Origin of the sequence: Streptomyces sp. NPDC048523, assembly GCF_043199815.1 — a bacterium.
Lineage (GTDB): Bacteria > Actinomycetota > Actinomycetes > Streptomycetales > Streptomycetaceae > Streptomyces.
In genome coordinates this window covers 418,700-436,763 of record NZ_JBICWQ010000001.1, presented here as the reverse complement: position 1 = coordinate 436,763, position 18,064 = coordinate 418,700, and the positions used below count along the sequence as shown (strand labels likewise).

The window sequence follows — 18,064 nt, the reverse complement described above, 5'->3', positions numbered from 1 at the left end:
ATGAGTCCCGTGAGTCCCGTGAGTCCTGCGGCCCCTGCAGGCCCTGTCCGGACCCCCGCGAGTGCCGCCGCGCGGACCCTGGCCGATCCCGACACCCCGTTCGCCGTCGTCGACGTCCACAGGGTCAGACGCAACGTCGAGCGGCTGGCGGCCCGGGCCCAGCGGCTCGGTGTCACCCTGCGGCCCCACGTGAAGACGGCCAAGAGCCTCGATGTCGCCGCCCTCCTGCACGAAGGCGGCCCGCCCTGCCCGGTCACCGTGTCCACCCTGGCCGAGGCCGAGGCGTTCGCCGACGGCGGTTACACCGACATCACCTACGCCGTGGGGATCGACCCCCACAAACTCCCGCGTGTCGTAGCCCTGTTGCGACGGGGGGTCACCCTGCGCGTCCTGCTGGACAGCGCGGAGCAGGCTGACTTCGTCGCCGAGGCCTCGCGCCGGGCCGGACTTCCCGTCCCCGCCCAGATCGAGATCGACTGCGACGGTCACCGCGGTGGCCTCCGACCCGATGCGCCCGCTCTCACCGAGATCGGCCGCGTCCTGCACGAAGCGGGCTGCCTGGACGGGGTGTTGGCCCACGCCGGCGAGTCCTACTTCGCCCGGACCGCCGAGGAGCAGCGCCTGGCCGCGGGGAACGAACGCGACAGTGCCGTCGCCGCGGCCGAGCGGCTGCGCGCGGCGGGCCTGCCCGTTGCCACCGTCAGCGTCGGTTCCACCCCCACCGCCCATGCCGCCGAGGACCTCACCGGGGTCACCGAACTGCGGGCAGGGAACTATGTGTTCTTCGACCTGGTGATGGCCGGCCTCGGTGTCTGCCGCCTCGACGACCTCGCCCTGTCGGTCGTCGTCACCGTCATCGGCCACCGCCCCGGGCACGGCTGGATCCTCACCGACGGCGGTTGGATGGCCATGTCCCGCGACCGCGGCACCGCGGCCCAGGCACAGGACCAGGGGTACGGCCTGGTCGCCGACCTCGACGGCAATCCGGTCCCGGGCCTGGTCATGACGGCCGCGAGCCAGGAACACGGCACCTTGACGGCCCGTGACGGCGCCCCCCTGCCCGACCTGCCGATCGGCACCCGCCTGCGCGTCCTGCCCAACCACGCCTGCGCCACCGCGGCCCAGCACCACGGCTACCACGTGGTCGACAGCACGTCGGCGAGGGCGGGCGCGCCGGTCGTCCAGGCCTTCTGGGGCCGCGTCAGCGGGTGGTGATCAGGTGGTGATCACCCCCCGGTCCCCGTGGCGACACGCCGGGGACGGTGACCGAAAGTCGCTCCGACACACGGGCGTAAAGTGCCGTGTGGGAGGGGAATCACCCTTGTGTAGATCGTGGCTTGTGGTATTGGAGAGGCCGTTTAAGGGGTAACTACCACCACTCGCGAGTGTTCAATCGTGGTGATGATCATGATGTGATCAGGGGCCGCCTCGGGCTACGTTGCCGCTGTGATCACCTCTCAACTCCCCGTAACGGCACCCCCGCTGACCGAGACGGCCGCGATCCGGCACCTCCTCTTCGGCGCACAGGACGAGATCCACGAACCCTGGCGCCGCCTGTTCAGCTCCGACGTGTTCGCCTATCACGAGGGGCTCACCCACCAGGAGCGCACGGAACTGTCCTATCAACGCCTGCGCACGCTGAACGCGGCGGTACCCGACCCCCAGGCCCTGGCGCGGGACCCGGTCGCCCTGAGCGCCCTGCACGAGTGGGCCGGGGTGGTGGACGCCGGCATGACGACGATCGCCAGCATCCACTACAACCTGTTCCTCGGCAGTCTGCTCGAACACGACCACGAGGGGCGGGACTTGGGCCCCTATCTGCGGATGGAACGCATCGGCACCTTCCTGTGCACCGAGCAGGCACACGGCAACGACGCCCCCCAGCTGGAGACCACCGCGACCCTGGACCGGGCCACGGGCGGATTCGTGCTGACCACCCCGACGCGGGGGGCGCGCAAGTGGATGCCCAACACGTCAGTGGCAGGCGGCCCGAAGGACGCCCTGGTCGCCGCCCGTCTGGTGATCGACGGCAAGGACCAGGGCGTCTTCCTCTTCCTGACCTCGCTGACCGACACGAACGGCCGTCATCTGCCGGGCGTGGAAGTGGAGTTGCTGCCGCAGACCGCCAGCAGCCCGGTCGACCACTGCGCCACTTCCTTCCACGGCGTGCGGCTGCCGCGGACGGCCATGCTCCAGGGTGACCACGGCAGGCTGACGGACGAGGGTGAACTCGTCTCCTGCCTGGGGAGTCCACGCAAACGGTTCCTGCGCTCCATCGGCCGCGTGACCATGGGCAAGCTGTGCATGAGCGCCTACAGCCTGGGGGTGACGCGGCACGCCCTCACCGTCGCCGTGCGCCACGCCCACCAGCGGGTCACCACGGGCATGACCAGCGGGCAGCGGGTGCCGCTGTTCGCCCACCGCACCCACCACGCCCCGCTCGTGGAGGCGCTCGCCACGACCTACGCCGCCACCCTGCTGCAGCGTGAGGTCGTACGGCGATGGGCGAAGGCCGAGGGGGAGGAGCGCGAGGAGGCCGAGCGGCTGGTGGCCGTCGCCAAGGGGTGGATCACTTGGCAGGCCCGCGCCGTGATGACCGAGTGCCGTGAACGCTGCGGCGCACAGGGCCTGTTGCTCTCCAACGGAATCGCGGGGCAGCTCGCGGCCAACGAGGGCACGATCACCGCGGAGGGCGACAACTCCGTCATCTGGGTCAAGGCGGCCGGGGAGATGCTGCTGGGCGGCTTCACTCCGAGGCCGCCCAGTGAGGTGCCCCCGGCCACCCGGAGCCTGCACGATCCGGCCCACCTGCACGACCTGCTGGGGGACCTGGAGCGAATACGTCACGAGCGGGCCCGTGTGCGGCTGCGCGCGAAACGGGCCGGCTCGCCCCTGGACCGCTGGAACGGCGCCTCCGGCGCGGCGCTGTCCCTGGTCGACGCCCACGTCCACCGGCTGGCCGCACAGGAACTCCTTGCCGCGGCCGCGCGGGTGGCCGACCCGCAGGTGGCCCTGCTGCTGGAGCACCTCCACCGGCTGTTCGCCCTGCGGTACGTGGCCGCGCACAGCGGTGAACTGCTCGCGCACGAGCGGCTGACCGCCGAGCAAGTCCGGTATCTGCCGGAGGTCCTGGAGGCCACCGTCGCCGCACTGGTGCCGCACGCCCTCTCGCTCACCGAAGCCTTCGCCGTGTCGGACGAGATCACGGCGCGCCATCCCATGCTGCGATCCGAGGTGGTACCGGCGTGACCGACTCCACCACTTCCTGAGCCCGGGGCCGCGGCACACTCCGCGGCCCCGGACTTCTGTTTCAAGGCCTGTCGCACATCCCCGGCTCAGGCGGTGCGCAGAGTGCGCCGCGCGAGCTCGTACGCCGGGAGCATCTCCTCGTGCTCGTCGGTGTCGAGGCCGCCGAGGTGCACCACCACCGGCCCGGCCGCGGGCGTGACGGCGAAGGCGCTCTCCTTCTTCGTCTCCTCCAGCAGCTCGCTCGTGTACAGGTACTCGACCTGCACCCCCGTCAGGCCACCGGACGTGAAGGCGCTGTACTTCTCCTCGCTCACCCCGTCCTCGGCCGCGACGAAGGCCTCCAGCACGGTGCGGGCGTCGGCGGCACCGGGCTTTCCGGCCCAGACGCGGAGGAAGCCGATGTTGCCCGCGGGCTTCGCGTCGATCTCGCATGCCAAGCTGACGGGCCCCTGACGCAGAGGCGCCTGCACCGCCTCGGCCTTCCAGCTCTTCGCCGTGTCGAAGGTGACGGGCAGCTCGCACGCCGAGCCGGCGGCCCCGATCGAGCCACCGCTGCTCGCGGCCGTGTCGTCGGGAGCGGACGTCCGCGCCGTCGCCGACGGCCGCGCGGACCCGCGGGAGTCGTCCCCCTCGGCTGCCTCCGAACAGCCCGTCAGCACACCCGCCAGCATCGCCACATGGGCCATCCGAAGCCACGTGTTCCCCGCCCTGACCAGCATGGCCGTGTCTCCCTCTATTCAGTGGTGGTACTCGAAGGAGTCAGGTTAGGTGGCAGGAATAACGAATCGTGCAGCGATGGGGGAAGCGTTGTTGGCCTTCGACGAATACTGCGACGCGATCGTCGCCCAGACCGACCTGCTCGTCCGCCACGTCAAGGGCGCCGATCCGACCCTCGCGGTGCCCACCTGCCCCGGCTGGGACCTCGGTCGGCTGCTGCGGCACGTGGGCGGCGATCACCGCTGGGCGGAGGAGATCGTACGGACCCGGGCCACCGAGCCCGTCGACGACGACTCGGTCAACGACCCCGCCGCCCACGCCGGCCTCGCCGACTCCGAGCTCGGCGGCTGGCTCGCCGAGGGCGCCACGAGGCTGGCCGGCACCCTGCGTGCGGCCGGACCCGACCTGCCGATGTGGACCCCCGCCGACGAGCAACTGGTCGAGCAGTCAGCGATGTTCTGGGCCCGGCGCATGACGTACGAGACGCTGCTGCACCGGGCCGACGCGGCGCTCGTGACCGGGGCGGAGTTCCTGGCCGAGGAGTCCCTCGTGGTGGACGCCGTGGAGGAGTGGCTGGAATTCTCCACCGTGCCCGAGGCCTACGATCCCCTGCCGGGCGTGCCCGGGCTGCTCGGGCACGGGCGGACCGTGGGCTTCGACGCGGGGGCGGCGGGGGAGTGGCTGCTCGACCTCGGCGGAGAGCGGCCGGTGTGGCGGCGCGGGGCCGGCGCGGCCACCGTCAGCGTGCGCGGGCCGGTGACCGACCTGCTCCTGTTCCTCTACGCCCGGCCGGCGCCCGGTGTCGAGACGCGAGGGGACGCGGAGCTGCTGGATCTGTGGCTGAGGCGCACCCGGTTCTGGCTGGAGGCGTAGGCGCGCGAGGGGGCCCGGTGTGGCCCCGGTGTGGCCGAAGCCACGTGCCGGGTGAGGCCGGAGCCATGTCGTCCTGGTGGGAGCGCGGGCTACCGTTCGCGCAGTCCCCTCCTCCACCAGTCCCCCGGGCGGCCCGGCAGTGCAAGCAGATCTCTCTCCGGTCATCGCGGCGACCGCGCACTGGCTGACCCGTGCCTACCCGTCGGCGGGCGGCGCGCTGGCCGCCGCGCTGTGCGAGGTGCAGGCACGGCAGGCCGTGACGGTCGCCGCGTGGCTGCGCTATCCGACGGCGATGGACGCCGCGCTCGTCGGCATGGCGGGTCCGGGCGGCTCCGCCCGTCTCGACTGGGTCACCGGCGCGGACGCGACCATCGACCAGGGGGCCGAGGAGCACGCCTGGCGCACCTGGGTGGACGAGGTCGTGGCCAGCTGGGCGGCCTGTCTGCTCACGGACCCCGAACTGGCCGAGCGGGCGGTGGCCGACCTGGCGGAGGGCGAGCACACGACGGGCTCACCTGCCGCGTTCCGTCGTCTGCTCGCCCCGGACGCGACGGACCGGAATGCCGCCGCCCTGCTCCGCCACCCGGACCTGCTCGCCCCGGTGGCCGGGCTGCACCGGGGCGAGCTTCTGGACCGGCTGGGGTCGGACGAGGCGCTCGTCGCCTGACGGCGGGCGCCGTGAGGAGCGAGTACGGCGGCGTCGGCCGACGCCCTGCCGTCCCCTTTCCCCGAACCTCAGTCCTGCTTGCCGCGGCCCGAGAGCGCGTCCCGCATCCGGTCGACCAGACCGGCCCCCGGAGCGAGCAGCTTGTTCGCCGGAGGTGTGTCCGGGGCCGACGGGTGCGGGCGGGTCGGCGCCATCTTCTTGGCGCGGCGCACCTTGTCGCCCAGCTTGTCCAGCTCCTCGGCCGAGCAGGCGACCCGCAGCTGCGGGAAGAGGGTCTCCTCCTCCTCGGCGATGTGCGAGCGGACCTCGCCCATCAGCTCGCCCACGAGCCGGTCGAACTCGGGATCGTCCGCCTCGCAGCCCTCCAGGTCCTTCATGAGCTGCTCGGCCTTGGAGTGGTCCTCGATCTCCCGGTCGGCCATGGTGTTCCCGTTGACCAGGTGTTCCCGCACCGCCGGGTAGAGGTACTCCTCCTCAGCGACCGAGTGCCGGATCAGCTCCATCGTGACCTGGTCGGCGTACACCTTCCGGTCCTTCTCACCGGGCGCCAGCGCCTCGATCTTCCCGAACAGTTCCTCGACCTCGCGGTGATCGGTCACCAGCTCGTCGATGACGTTTCCTCCGTGTCCCATGTTCTTTCACCTCCGGCCCCCGGGTGCCCTGTGCCGGGCTCTCTACGCCTGGTCACAGGCTTGCCGGAACCCGTGGGGACGCTTGTTCGATCAGCACGGAGACTGCGCTGCTCCGAGAGACGCTCGCGCGGGCGACCGGTTTGAGCCGGTGACGGCGCCCCGGGTGTAAGGCGGCCCGCTGGAAGGAACCCGCACCAGGACACAGCCGTACGACGCCGCTGGGAGGCCGATGTGACCGACGCCGTGGACGAGGTGCTCGCGCGAGTGCGCGGAGAGGTGGCCGCACGGGCGGATCGGCTGTGGGACATGGCGCGGATGCTGCACTCCGACCCGGAGTACGCCTTCGAGGAGCACCGGGCGGCCGCACTGCTGTGCGGGGAACTGGAATGGGCGGGATTCGAGGTGCGGCGGGACATCGCCGGACTCCCCACCGCCTTCACCGCACGTTCCGGCACCAGGGCCCGCCCCGCGGTGGCCCTGATGCTGGAGTACGACGCCCTGCCCGGCCTCGGCCACGCCTGCGGCCACAATCTGATCGCCGCGGCCGGCCTGGGCGCGGCCTTGGCCGCCCGTGCCGTGCTCGACCGGGAGGCGGGCACCGTGTGGGCCATCGGCACGCCCGCCGAGGAGGGCGGCGGAGGCAAGGTCGCCGAGACCGATGCCGGGGTTTTCGACGACGTCGACGCCGCGTTGATGTTCCACCCCGGTGTGCACAACTGGCAGTGGGCGCCGCTGACCGCACAGGCCCAGTACCGGGTCGCGTTCCGCGGCCGCGCCGCCCACCCGACCGGGAACCCCACCGAGGGCATCGACGCGCTCGCCGCGCTCATCCAGCTGTTCAACACGCTGGCCGTGCTCGGCCGCAGGCTGCCCGAGGGCTCGCATGTGCAGGGGATCGTCACGAACGGCGGCAGGGCGACCAACATCGTGCCCGAGTACGCGGAGGGCCTCTTCGGGCTGCGCGCGGTGACGACGTCCGCTCTGGAGGACCTGGCGGGGGAGCTGCTGACCTGCGCACAGGGGGTGGCGCGGGCGACCGGCACGACGGTCACGGTGGAACGGGCCACGCCCCGCTACGAGCACTTCCGGGACAGCACGGTGCTCTCGGCCCGGTTCGCCCGGCACCTGGCGGACACGGGCATCGAGATGACCCCGCCCGCACCGGGCGTTTACCTGGGCTCCTCCGACGTCGGCAACGTCAGCGGTCGGGTGCCCGCCATCCACCCCTTCGTGGCGATCATGGAGGAGGACGGCTCGGACCACACCCCCGAGTTCGCCGTCGCGGCCGGTTCCGAGCGCGGCCGGCAGGTGATGCTCGCGGCGGCGGAGGCGCTGGCCCGCACCGCGGTGGAGGTCCTGTTGCGGCCAGAGCTGCGGGACGAGGCGTGGGAGGACCACGATCAGGCGTCCGCCCGCGCCCGCGTCTGAGTCCGCTTTCGAGCCCGATTTTGAGCCCGATTGTGAGGGCCGGGCCGTCAGTCGGCGTGCAGGTGGTACACGTTGAACGCCCGCCGGATCACGGGCTGGGCCACGTTCCGCACCCGTACGCCACCGGCCGTCACCCCGTGCTCGGTGCCCGCGTGGGCGTGTCCGTGCACGCTCAGGTCGGCCCCCGCGGTATCGATCGCTTCCGCCAGCAGATAGCTGCCGAGGAACGGATAGATCTCCGGCGGCTCACCGGCGAGCGTGTCGGCGACGGGGGAGAAGTGGGTGAGCGCCACCCGCGTCCCGCAGCCCTGCCGCTCCAGTTCCTCCAGCGCGGTGCGCAGCCCGTCCGCGCAGCGCCGTGAGTACCGTACGAACTCCTTCATCAGCGGCTCGCCGAACTCCCCGGCGCTGCGGCCCACGAACCCGCCGCCGAACCCCTTGGTGCCGGCGATGCCCACGCGCGTGTCGCCGCACTCCACGACCGTCCCCTCGCCCTCCAGCACCCGCACGCCCGCGTCCTCCAGGAGGGCCGCGACCTTCTCGGGCTGCTCGTCGTGGTGGTCGTGGTTGCCGAGGACCGCCACGACCGGCACCGGGAGGTCCCGTACCTCCTGGGCCACCACCCGGGCCTCCTCCGGCGTGCCGTGCCGGGTGAGGTCCCCGGCCAGCAGGAGCAGGTCGGCGCAGTCGGGCAGCGTGTCGAAGGCCGGACGCAGCACGCCCTGGCTCTCGAGTCCCATGTGGATGTCCCCCACGGCGGCGACACGGATCACGGCAGTTCCTCCGCATGATCGGGCGTGGCGGTCTCCGCCACCACCACGTCGGTGTGCACGGCGAGCCCGGCGAGCTCCTCACGGACGGTCCGCAGCACGGTCTCCCGGCACTGCGTGGACGGCACCGTGCCGGTGACCACGACCGCACCGGCCCGCACCTCCGCGCGGACACCCAGTTCACCGAGCTCCTCCGCGGCGAGCCGGTCGCGCAGGTGGGCGACGCGGTACTCGATGTTCTCCTCGTTCTCGCCGTTCTCGTCGTTCTCCTCGTTCTTGTCGGAGCGTTGCGTCAGAGGCTCGCTCATGGCCGTCCCTCCGTCGTCCTCGGCTCGATGACCTTCAGGCGTTCCAGGAAGTAGAAGAACGCGTCCGGCATCGGCGCGTCCCCGCAGTCCCTGCGTACGGCCTCCCAGTCGACCTTCTCCCGCAGCGCGCGGGCGATCGGCAGGACGGCACCGAAGTTGCAGTGGTGCTCGGAGAACGCGGACAGCAGGCTGTGCAGCAGGTCGGTCGGGGACAGCACGGGCATGAGCACCGAGTCCACCGAGAGTTCGTCGGCCCGCGCCAGCAGTTCCCTGGTGACGGGCTGGTGGGCCAGCTCGAAGATCAGGTCGACCTGCTGGCCCATGCAGTCGGCCTTCAGCAGCCAGTCCTCCGGAGGCGTCCGGACCTCCAGGCCCGCCTGGCTGAGTGTCTCGGCCACGGCCTGCGCGTCCTCTGGGAGGATCGCGAAGTCGACGTCGTGCTGAAGATTCTGGGCGCCGCCGTGGGCGTACACGGCGACGCTGCCCGCCAGCGCGAACGGGTGCCCTTCCCGTTTCAGGATCGCGCCGACCTGCTTGGCCGCCTCCAGGATCGCCTGGTTGCGGTCGACAGGCAGACTCGAGGCGAGCGCGTCCGCGGCGCTCTCGGTCGCCAGTCGCAGTCCGGCGACGCCCCCGTGGCGGTCGACGTCGTCGTCGGCGTGCTGCGTCATCAGTGCCCCCTTCCTGGACGGCCCGCACCGAAGGGGCCGTGACGGCGAGCCCCGAGTACCCGGGGGTCGGGCTTCGACACGGCGGGACATCGGGCGTGGGCGGGCTACCCGGGGGAGTGGAGGCGTTGGCCTGCGGCCGGGGGGACGGGGCGACGTGGGCCGGTGGGTGGTTGGCCTGCGAGAAGGGGAGGTCGGCCCTCGGTCGGCGGGGCTGTCGGTCGTTGCCAGGGGGCACTTCAACCTCCAGCAGGCGGAAGCACCACGATCACCGGCCGACCCTGTCGTAGACGGTCGTCGTCCTCGGGACCCGCTCCAGCGACGCGAGTGCCGGCACCTGGTCCTGCTGACGACTAGAAGGCGTCCGGACCGGGATGGTCACGGCGGCGGCCACGACAAGGGTGCCGTCGGGCTCGGTGACCGGCTCGCTCATTCCTGGGGCCAGCCGTCCCGCGCCGCCAGATGCAGCACAAGTGCCGCGCTGTTCCACGCGTCGTCCTCACCGCGATGATGCCGTCCTTCGAGAGGCAGCCCGGCGATCTCGAGCGCCTGCGCCATCCCGGGGCGCTTGCGCAGCTCGTGCACCTCGGTGAAGACCGCCTTGGCGTTGATGTGGCGGCGGCCGAACGGATACGGCGTCCTCGTGGCCCCGCACTGCCGGGTGAACTGGTGACGGTCGTAGTCGCCCCAACTCGCCCACGGCCGCGCCCCGGAGGCGTGTTCCGCGGCCAGCAGTCGGCAGGCCTCCCCGAACGACAGCCCACCGTCGACCTCTTCCCGGGTGAGGCCGGTCAACTCCGTGCAGAAGTCGCTGACCTCGGACCGGGCGGGCCGCACCAGGATCCGGTGCCGTTCGACGCGCTCGACCGTCGACAGGTCCACCACCGTCAGTCCGATCTCTATGATCTCGCCGACCGCACCCGGGGGAGGGGAGCCGGGCCAGCACGTGGCTTCGACGTCCACCACGTTCAGGAGACGCCCGCTGCCCGTGCCGTTCATGACGAGAACCGTAAGGGCGCAGATGTGTGCGAGTCATCTCGTTTTCCCTGCAAGGAGGTTCGAGAGGGGGTGATGGAACCCGGTGTTCCGTATGAGAGTGCTGTGAATTTCCGAGGCGCTTGAACACCGGGGGCCCGCCGTCCGTATGGGGCGAGGGATTTGCATGCCCGGAGAGCCGACACGCGCAGGAGTACTTCCGTGGGACGCAGCAATCGCAGACGACCGACAGGCGCACGACGCGCGACCTTCGCCGCAGTGGCCCTGATGCTGGGGGGTGGTGGCCTGGTCGCGGCGAATGTGTACGCCTCCGCCACGGAGAGCGGCACGCCGCAGCAGACTTCGTGGGGAGCCGTCACGATCGACTGCCCGGACGTCGGGGACACGCTCACCAGCGTGCCCGACGGGTCGAGGGCGGATGTGGACAAGGAACTCGCCCTGCTGGACCAGCAGGTGGCCGAGGCCTACCAGCAACTCCAGGACCCGTCGGTGCAGAACCGCGAGGACGCGCAGAGTCGTATCGTCGACCCGCTCCAGGAGAACCGCGCCGCCACGATCCAGCGCATCGGCGCCGCGCTCGAAGGTGCGGGAGAGCAGCCGGACGGCCTCGGCGACATGGCCGACTGCACCCTGCGCCAGACCGAGAACCAGAACGGCGACGGTCAGGACCAGCAGCAGGGCGACGGTCAGGACCAGGGAGACCAGCAGGGCGACGGTCAGAACCAGGACGGCCAGCAAGGTGACGGCCAGCAGGGTGACGGCCAGGACCAGGGTGGTCAGCAGGGCAACGGCGGGCAGGCGGGCAATGGCCCCGTCGCTGCGGACTACGCCGACATCAACAGCGCTCCGTCCACCGCACAGGCGCCGCAGGCTCAGGGCGACGCCTCCCGCGGAACGTTCGTCACCAGCTGTGGTGTGAACGCGAACGGCCTGTTCAACTCGGACAACGTCATCGTCGCCCCGGGTGTCTCCAACGGCGCCCACCACTTCCACGACTACATCGGCAACCAGTCCAACACCGCCTTCGCGAGCGACCAGGACCTGGCGAACGCCGAGACGAGCTGCGTCGACCAGGGCGACAAGTCCACGTACTACTGGCCCGTGATCCGGCTCCAGAACGGAACGCAGGAGCAGGACGCCAACTCGCCCGGCGGCGGGGTCGAGGGCAACGCCGGCGAGATCGTCACCCCCAAGGAGGTGACGCTGACGTTCGTGGGCAACCCGCGTAGCAAGGTCACCGCGATGCCGCGGTTGCTGCGCATCATCACCGGCGACGCCAAGGCCTTCGTCAACGGCACCGCCAACGCCAACGCGTCCTGGAGCTGCACCGGGTTCGAGGACCGGCAGCTCAAGGACAAGTACCCGCTGTGCCCGCAGGGCAGTGACGTGGTGCGCACCTTCAAGTTCCAGAGCTGCTGGGACGGCCGCAACATCGACAGCGCCAACCACCGCACCCACGTGGCGTTCGCCCAGAACGACGGCACCTGCCCGCAGGGCTTCGAGGCCATCCCGCAGCTGGTCCAGCGGATCGTCTACGACGTCGACGCGCCGAGCCTGGGCGACGGCGGTCGTACGACCCCGCTGTTCGCGGTCGACTCCTTCCCGGAGCAGCTCCACAAGCCCGTCACCGACCACGGCGACTTCATCAACGTCTTCGACGAGGACCTGATGAACGAGATGGTCGGCTGCATCAACGACGGCCGTCAGTGCGGCGCGGGCACGGGCCAGGACGACCCGGGCAACGGCGGTGGCGACAACGGCGACAACGGCAACGGCAACGGTGGCGGCGACAACGGTGGCGGCGAGAACGGTGGCGGCTCCGCCCCGGACCCCGGCGCCAGCCAGAACCCGGGCAACGGGAACGACAACGGCAACGGCGGCGACAACGGCAACGGCGGCGACAACGGCTCCGAGGACAACCCCGGAAACAACGACGAGCCGCAGCAGCAGCCGACGCAGACCGCCGAAGCCCCCGCAGGCGGCCAGACGACCGCCCCGGCCGACAACGAGCCCAAGACCTACAGCTCACCCACCGCCCACAGCACGACCGCCCCTTCGCCTGAGACCGAGAACGGGACCGGCACCGTGGCGGGCACCGGAACCGGGAACAACCAGGCGACCCAGCCCGCTCCCCAGGACGACACCGCCACCGAGGCCCCCGCTGCCGTCGCCCAGCCCCCGGTCGCCGCACAGCCGGAACCCCAGGGCAACCAAAGCAGTCTCGCCGAGACCGGCACCCAGCTGTGGCCGGCCGCACTCGGCGCGATCCTCCTGATCTCCGGTTTCGTCCTCCTGCGACGCACCAGCCGCCGCTCGATGTGATCAACCGGCACGAATGACAAGCGGAGTGGCTGTCCGCCGCGCGGTTCCACCGGCGGACAGCCACCTCGACTGCTGACATGCACCTCGAAATCGACGTGGTTACTCTTGGTCTGGGAAACCGAATTCGGACCCTATCCCGCGACCGCCTCGGGAAAGGTCGTTGTATCCCCAAACCAAGCTGAACACGGGCGGCCGCCGACCCCGGCGGGGTGAATTCACGGCACCACTCCGTGGCCCCGCCACTGGTCCATATGCGGCAGCCCGGGAGGCAGGGGACCGTGGCTCCCGGCGCGGCCTGGCGGGCCAGGACGTCCCAGCTCCGGGAGCCCCCATGTCTCTACGCCGACCCCGCCTGCGAGCGGCATCCGTCCTGGCGGTCTGCCTCGCCGCGCTGGCCCCGACGACGGCCGGTGCCGCCGCCGATCCGTTGGATGACCAGTCACTTCAGCGTCAGCTCGACGATTTCGTGCGCCGCTCGGGAGGCCCGCCCGGAGCCATCGCCGTCCTGCGGACCGAGAAGGGGGCGAGAGTCGTGCGCGCCGGCGTCGCCGAGGTCGGCACGGACCGCCGGCCCAGTCCCGGCGACCACATGCGCATCGCGAGCACGGCCAAGGCCTTCAGCGGGGCGGTGGCCCTGACCCTGGTCGACCGGCGCGCTCTGCACCTGGACGACACGCTGGGCGAGCGGCTTCCCCAACTCCCCGACGCATGGGCGTCCGTGACGCTCCGTCAACTCCTCAACCACACCAGCGGTCTGCCCGACTACTCCCGGAGCGACGGGTTCCTCGACCAGTTGCGGGCCGATCCCCTCCACCACTTCGACTCCCAGCGTCTGCTCGACTACGTCGCCGACCAGCCCCTGCTCTTCAAGCCGGGCACGCAGTACCGCTACTCCAACTCGGACAACATCGCCGTAGCGCTCATGGCCCAGGCGGCGACCCACAGGCCGTACGAGGAACTCCTGCGGGAAATCGTCCAGGAGCCGCTCGGGCTGCACTCCACCAGCCTGCCGCAGGGCAATCGGATGCCGAAGCCCTATCTGCACGGCTACGACGTGAGCCGGCCCGCGGCCCCGGAGGACGTCAGCGAGGTCATCGGCATGTCGGGCGTCTGGGCCTCCGGGGGCATCGTCTCCACGCCGGCCGACATGACCCGCTTCATCGGGAACTACGCCGGCGGACGGCTCTACGGCGGGCCGGTCGTGGAGCAGCAACGGCGGTGGGTCGAGGGCGGCGCGTCCGAACCCGCCGGACCGGGACGCAACTCCGCGGGCCTGGCCCTCTTCCGGTACGAGACGCGCTGCGGTGTCGTCCTCGGGCACACCGGCAACACGCTCGGATATACCCAATTGATCGCGGCCACCCCCGACGGCCGGCGTTCACTGACTTTCTCGGTCACCGCTCAGATCACCCGGTCCTCCGACGCGGAACAGCTGCAAAGAATGCGCGCACTTCAGGAGAACTTCGTCTGCGCATTGCTGCACGGCGCGAATCAATAGCGATATTGCGCGGCGATACGCAGGTCAACTCACCACGATTTCCCAGGTGTCGACGGCGTAATGGACCGACATTCCGTTGCGCGCGTACAACGCGGGGGCGCCGGTGGTGTTCTCGGTGTCCACGCCGAGTCCGACGGTGTCCCGCCCCCGGGCCGCGAACGCCGCGAAGGCCTGTCGCAGCAGCAGCCCTCCGAGGCCCCGGCCGCGGGCCTCGCGGACGACTCCGACGTTGCGGATCCACCCAGTGGCCGCGCGGTCGTCGCGGGCGATCAGGAAACCGACGTCCCCGAGGTCCTCGGTGGAGACGAGCCACACCAGGGACCAGTCGAGCCGGTCGGCGTGGATGTCGGCCAGCCACTGCTCGTACGGGCGCGGCTGGAAGTCGAAGTGCTCGGCAAAGGCGGCCTGGTGGAGGGCGTACGCCTGCTTACGGTCCGCTTCGTCGGCGCAGTCCCGCACCCGTACGCCCGCGGGCGGCTCGGGCGGCAGGTCCTCGCCGGCCCGCAGCGCCCGCTCCAGCACGTGGTAGCGGCGTACGACCGACCACCCGCGCGCCCGTATCAGCGCGAGGTCGGTCGTGGGCGCCGCGTTGAGGTGCAGATGGAGCACTGCCCGGGAGGCGCCGTTCGCCCGGGCCTTCTCCAGCGCCCTGGTCTCGACCGCCTCCAGGAGGAGTTCACCGGCCTGCTGGTGGTCCGGGAGGACATAGTGGTCGGCGTCGATGCGCTCGCCCTTGGAGTCGTCCCACACCAGGGCGTACGCCACCAGGCGCGGTCCGTCGAAGGCCAGCCAGGAGTCGCGGTCGAGGTCGGTCTCGGGGTGCCCCAGATCGGACTCCACCGTGTGCAGATCCGTCTCGGGCCGCCCGATCTCGATCCGGTCGATCTCGTTGAGCAACTCGGTGACGGCCGACGCGTCGGAGGGCGCGGCAGCGCGCAGGAGATAGGGCATGGGGCAAGGGTCGGGGGCGGGCGCGGCGGTCGCAAACGAGTTTTGAGCGAGCGGAGGGAAACCGTTCCCATGGGCTTGGTAGGCTGCGCCGGTTGATCATGAGCGAGCGGCCGGAACAGGGGGAACCCCTGCGGACCGCCACCCGCAGCGACCACCACCCCCGCCCGGCGTGGACGAGTCCTTTGCGGGATCTTTATGGAGAGTCCTCAAGTGTGGCGCCTGGTACGCCTGTTGACACTGTGATGGCTGATAAGATCATTACACTTTTCAGTAGGCTGATGACGCGTCATACGCGCGTACGGGGACAGCCAAAACGGCCCCATCGTGAAGGAGTGACGGTTGGTCCGCCGGTGACGTCCGCGCCGTACGGCGACGGGCATGTCCGGGGTCCCATGCACGGTCAGTCTCCCGACGCGAGGCGACTTGAAGAGAGTCTCATGACGTCATTGTTCGAAGATCCACTCCTGTGGGTCCTGCTCGTGGTACTCATCGCTGCGGTTTTCGCAGTGATGCGCGCACGGAGAACCAACATCCAGCTCCGCGCGAACAACAACAAACTGCACGGCGACATGGCGAGTGTGCGAGGTCAGCTCGCCGAGCTCCAGACGACCTACTCGTCGGTGAGCGCACGGCACGCCGCGGATCTGGAAGAGGTGCGCAAGGACGCCGAGTCGGCGACCAAGGCGACCCTGAAGTCGGCCGTGGGCACCCTGGCGACCCTGGCCGAGGAGCAGCTGTCCCTGCTCGACGGACTCCAGCAGAAGTACGGCGACGACCACGCGGTCCTCGCCGACCTGATGCTGGTCGACCACACCGGCAGCCAGTTCAGCCGGCGTACCAAGGGCATCTCGGTGCTCTGCGGCGGCTGGCTCGGCCGGCGTGACCGGGACGCCTCGGTGTACGACGTCGCCCGCAGCGCCCAGGGGCGGATCCGCGACTTCGAGCGGGTCAAGGTCCACTCGCAGGCGAGCGTCGCGATCACCAGCCGCGCGGTCGAACCGGTCGCCATGGTCCTGGCCGAACTGCTGGACAACGCCACCAAGTACAGCGCCCCCGGCACCCCCGTCGAGATCAACATCCAGGCCGTCCCCACCGGGATCTGCCTGATCGTCGACGACGCCGGTCTCGGCATGGACCAGGAGACCAAGGCCCGCGCCGCGTCCCTGCTGACCACCGGCGGATCCGTGGACATCACGAGCCTCGGCGACCCGCCCAAGTTCGGCTTCGCCCTCTCCGGGAAGCTCGCCGCCCACTACGGGTTCCACGTTTCCGTCGACGCGGTCTCCCCCTACGGCGGTGTGCGTGCCGTGATCCGGGTGCCCGAGAACCTCCTGACGGCGGACGTGCCCGCACCCGCGCCCGTCGAACTGGACGACCAGGAGGGGGAGCCCGTGGCGGCCAAGCCGACCCCGGTCGCCTCCCTCGTCGTCGGACAGACGGCCGGCGGCCTGCCCAAGCGCCGTCGCCGCCGCAACGGCTCCGTCTCCATGGTCGCCACGCCCAGGGCCGAGGTGCCCGACCTGGACGCGGCCGGCGAGGAGACCGCCTCACGGCTCAAGGCATTCGCTCGCGGAACCCTGCTCGGGCGGGACTCGGACAACACGGAAGGACCTCAGAACCAGTGAATCCCGACCTGTCGTGGGTGCTGAACGACGTGCTCGAGGTACGCGGAGCCCGCCACGCCATCCTCGTCTCGGCGGACGGTCTGCTGATGCAGCGGTCCGACGGCATCGTCCGTGACGACGCCGAGCGCAACGCCGCCGCGATGAGCTCGCTGCAGTCCCTGTGCCGCAGCGTGGCCCCCTTCGTGGGCGGTGGCAAGGGCCTGTGGAAGCAGACACTGATCGAGTTCGACGGCGGATGGATCTTCCTCATCGCCGGGGGCAGCGGCTCCTACCTCGCCGTCTCGACCGCCCTGGACGTCGACATGGAGGCCATGTCGATCCGGATGCAGAAGACGGTGGGCGCGCTCACCAAGGCGATGAGCGCGACCCCGCGCCAGCACACCGGCGCAGACGCATGACCTGGCCAGGCGAGGACGCTCCGGTAACCAGCGACTTCGTCCGCTCCTACGTCATCACGGGCGGCCGCCGTCTCCCCTCCGACGACGACCTGGCCCTGCACACCCTGGTGTGCCTGGCCCCCGACCGGACCCTGCCGCTCGGGGCCGGCCCCGAGGTACGGGCCATCTGGGAGCTGTGTTCGGGCGGCTACCTCTCGGTCGCCGAAGTCGCCGGTCATCTGGGTCTGCCCGTCGGCGTGGCCCGACTGCTGCTGTCCGATTTATTCGAACAGGGGCACCTCCTGCGCCGCGCTGAACCGGCCCCCGCCCAGCACGTCCCCCGAGCGATACTCGAGAAGGTTCTGCATGGACTCGAAACCCTCAACATCGGCTGACCCCGGGGCGAACGGCTCCATCTACGTCTCCGCCGACGTGACCACCGCCGCGAAGATCCTGGTGGTCGGGCACTTCGCCGTGGGCAAGACGACCTTCATCGGATCCCTGTCGGAGATCACTCCTCTGCGGACCGAGGAGAAGATGACCCAGGCGTCCATGCACGTCGACGACCTTCGCGGGGCGCCGGAGAAGGCGACCACCACCGTGGCGCTGGACTTCGGCCGGCTGACGCTGAGCGACGAGCTGGTGCTGTACCTGTTCGGCACCCCCGGACAGCAGCGCTTCATGCAGCTGTGGGAGGACATGGCCCGCGGCGCGCTCGGTGCCCTGCTCCTGGTCGACCCCTCACGCCTTGAGGAGACGTTCCCGGTCATCGACCTGATCGACGAGTACGGCCTCGAGTACGCGATCGCCGTCAACACCTTCTCGCAGACCAGCCACTTCGAGGAGGAGGAGATCCGCGAAGCCCTCGACCTCCTTCCGGACACTCCCGTCATCTACTGCGACGCCCGCGACCAGCGCTCCTCCGCCCGCGCCCTGATCGCCCTCGTGCGTCACCTGCTCGACCGCGCCGCCTGAACCGCCAC

The 18,064-nt window shown here is 70.8% G+C and carries 18 protein-coding genes; 11 read left to right on the top strand and 7 right to left on the bottom strand.

Annotated elements, in window-relative coordinates; translation table 11 throughout:
- Positions 1 to 18: 18 nt before the first annotated feature.
- Both ACGFWE_RS02040 and ACGFWE_RS02035 read left to right on the top strand, forming a co-directional pair.
- Entirely contained in the window at positions 19 to 1,215 is a 1,197-nt protein-coding gene (locus ACGFWE_RS02040; RefSeq protein ID WP_393597184.1) for a DSD1 family PLP-dependent enzyme, read from the top strand.
- Positions 1,216 to 1,446: 231 nt separating this feature from the next.
- Positions 1,447 to 3,249, top strand: coding sequence for an acyl-CoA dehydrogenase (locus ACGFWE_RS02035; RefSeq protein ID WP_352385100.1), 1,803 nt, complete (start codon positions 1,447 to 1,449; stop codon positions 3,247 to 3,249).
- 86 nt (positions 3,250 to 3,335) lie between these two features.
- On the opposite strand, the gene ACGFWE_RS02030 is transcribed toward ACGFWE_RS02035, so the two are convergent.
- Positions 3,336 to 3,968: a lipoprotein gene (locus ACGFWE_RS02030; RefSeq protein WP_393597182.1), complete on the bottom strand. Its 633-nt coding sequence runs from the start codon at positions 3,966 to 3,968 to the stop codon at positions 3,336 to 3,338.
- A 76-nt stretch (positions 3,969 to 4,044) separates the two neighbouring features.
- Between ACGFWE_RS02030 and ACGFWE_RS02025 the strand changes: the two genes are divergently transcribed.
- Positions 4,045 to 4,839: a maleylpyruvate isomerase family mycothiol-dependent enzyme gene (locus ACGFWE_RS02025; RefSeq protein ID WP_393597180.1), complete on the top strand. Its 795-nt coding sequence runs from the start codon at positions 4,045 to 4,047 to the stop codon at positions 4,837 to 4,839.
- 139 nt (positions 4,840 to 4,978) lie between these two features.
- Positions 4,979 to 5,506 carry a hypothetical protein gene (locus tag ACGFWE_RS02020; protein WP_352385106.1) on the top strand — a complete coding sequence of 176 codons (528 nt, stop codon included), beginning with the start codon at positions 4,979 to 4,981 and terminating at the stop codon, positions 5,504 to 5,506.
- A gap of 68 nt (positions 5,507 to 5,574) precedes the next feature.
- Here ACGFWE_RS02020 and ACGFWE_RS02015 read toward each other — a convergent pair whose 3' ends face one another.
- The gene (locus ACGFWE_RS02015; RefSeq protein WP_352385108.1) at positions 5,575 to 6,138 is read right to left on the bottom strand and encodes a hemerythrin domain-containing protein; all 564 of its coding nucleotides are present in this window, start codon (positions 6,136 to 6,138) and stop codon (positions 5,575 to 5,577) included.
- Between the two features lie 231 nt (positions 6,139 to 6,369).
- On the opposite strand from ACGFWE_RS02015, the gene ACGFWE_RS02010 reads away from it, so the two are divergent.
- On the top strand, positions 6,370 to 7,566 hold the full coding sequence (locus ACGFWE_RS02010) for an amidohydrolase (protein WP_393597178.1): 1,197 nt from the start codon (positions 6,370 to 6,372) through the stop codon (positions 7,564 to 7,566).
- A 47-nt stretch (positions 7,567 to 7,613) separates the two neighbouring features.
- Here the strand turns inward: ACGFWE_RS02010 and ACGFWE_RS02005 are convergent, their stop codons facing one another.
- The 4 genes from ACGFWE_RS02005 to ACGFWE_RS01990 all read right to left on the bottom strand — a co-directional run bounded on the left by ACGFWE_RS02005 (position 7,614) and on the right by ACGFWE_RS01990 (position 10,311).
- Complete coding sequence (locus ACGFWE_RS02005) at positions 7,614 to 8,339, bottom strand: metallophosphoesterase (protein ID WP_352385112.1); 726 nt, start codon at positions 8,337 to 8,339, stop codon at positions 7,614 to 7,616.
- On the bottom strand, positions 8,336 to 8,644 hold the full coding sequence (locus ACGFWE_RS02000) for a BON domain-containing protein (RefSeq protein WP_393597176.1): 309 nt from the start codon (positions 8,642 to 8,644) through the stop codon (positions 8,336 to 8,338). The genes ACGFWE_RS02005 and ACGFWE_RS02000 overlap by 4 nt, the downstream gene beginning before the upstream one ends.
- Positions 8,641 to 9,315, bottom strand: a complete 675-nt coding sequence (locus ACGFWE_RS01995; protein WP_352385116.1) for a nucleotidyltransferase domain-containing protein — start codon at positions 9,313 to 9,315, stop codon at positions 8,641 to 8,643. Before ACGFWE_RS01995 ends, ACGFWE_RS02000 begins: the two co-directional genes overlap by 4 nt.
- 426 nt (positions 9,316 to 9,741) lie before the next feature.
- Positions 9,742 to 10,311, bottom strand: coding sequence for an exonuclease domain-containing protein (locus ACGFWE_RS01990; protein ID WP_393597173.1), 570 nt, complete (start codon positions 10,309 to 10,311; stop codon positions 9,742 to 9,744).
- A 264-nt stretch (positions 10,312 to 10,575) separates the two neighbouring features.
- Between ACGFWE_RS01990 and ACGFWE_RS01985 the strand changes: the two genes are divergently transcribed.
- Positions 10,576 to 12,630 (top strand): DUF1996 domain-containing protein, encoded by a 2,055-nt coding sequence (locus tag ACGFWE_RS01985; protein WP_393598898.1) that lies wholly within the window; start codon positions 10,576 to 10,578, stop codon positions 12,628 to 12,630.
- Positions 12,631 to 12,961: 331 nt separating this feature from the next.
- On the top strand, positions 12,962 to 14,128 hold the full coding sequence (locus tag ACGFWE_RS01980) for a serine hydrolase domain-containing protein (RefSeq protein ID WP_393597171.1): 1,167 nt from the start codon (positions 12,962 to 12,964) through the stop codon (positions 14,126 to 14,128).
- A 24-nt stretch (positions 14,129 to 14,152) separates the two neighbouring features.
- Here the strand turns inward: ACGFWE_RS01980 and ACGFWE_RS01975 are convergent, their stop codons facing one another.
- Entirely contained in the window at positions 14,153 to 15,079 is a 927-nt protein-coding gene (locus ACGFWE_RS01975) for a GNAT family N-acetyltransferase (RefSeq protein WP_393597169.1), read from the bottom strand.
- A 437-nt stretch (positions 15,080 to 15,516) separates the two neighbouring features.
- Here ACGFWE_RS01975 and ACGFWE_RS01970 point away from each other — a divergent pair, with 437 nt between their 5' ends.
- From ACGFWE_RS01970 to ACGFWE_RS01955, 4 genes are read left to right on the top strand one after another with little or no spacing between them, the layout of a single operon-like run.
- On the top strand, positions 15,517 to 16,704 hold the full coding sequence (locus tag ACGFWE_RS01970) for an ATP-binding protein (RefSeq protein WP_352385125.1): 1,188 nt from the start codon (positions 15,517 to 15,519) through the stop codon (positions 16,702 to 16,704).
- Positions 16,701 to 17,102 (top strand): roadblock/LC7 domain-containing protein, encoded by a 402-nt coding sequence (locus tag ACGFWE_RS01965; protein WP_037713893.1) that lies wholly within the window; start codon positions 16,701 to 16,703, stop codon positions 17,100 to 17,102. The genes ACGFWE_RS01970 and ACGFWE_RS01965 overlap by 4 nt, the downstream gene beginning before the upstream one ends.
- Positions 17,099 to 17,476: a DUF742 domain-containing protein gene (locus tag ACGFWE_RS01960; protein WP_007386762.1), complete on the top strand. Its 378-nt coding sequence runs from the start codon at positions 17,099 to 17,101 to the stop codon at positions 17,474 to 17,476. The genes ACGFWE_RS01965 and ACGFWE_RS01960 overlap by 4 nt, the downstream gene beginning before the upstream one ends.
- Complete coding sequence (locus ACGFWE_RS01955) at positions 17,448 to 18,056, top strand: ATP/GTP-binding protein (protein WP_352385127.1); 609 nt, start codon at positions 17,448 to 17,450, stop codon at positions 18,054 to 18,056. The genes ACGFWE_RS01960 and ACGFWE_RS01955 overlap by 29 nt, the downstream gene beginning before the upstream one ends.
- Positions 18,057 to 18,064: the final 8 nt, after the last annotated feature.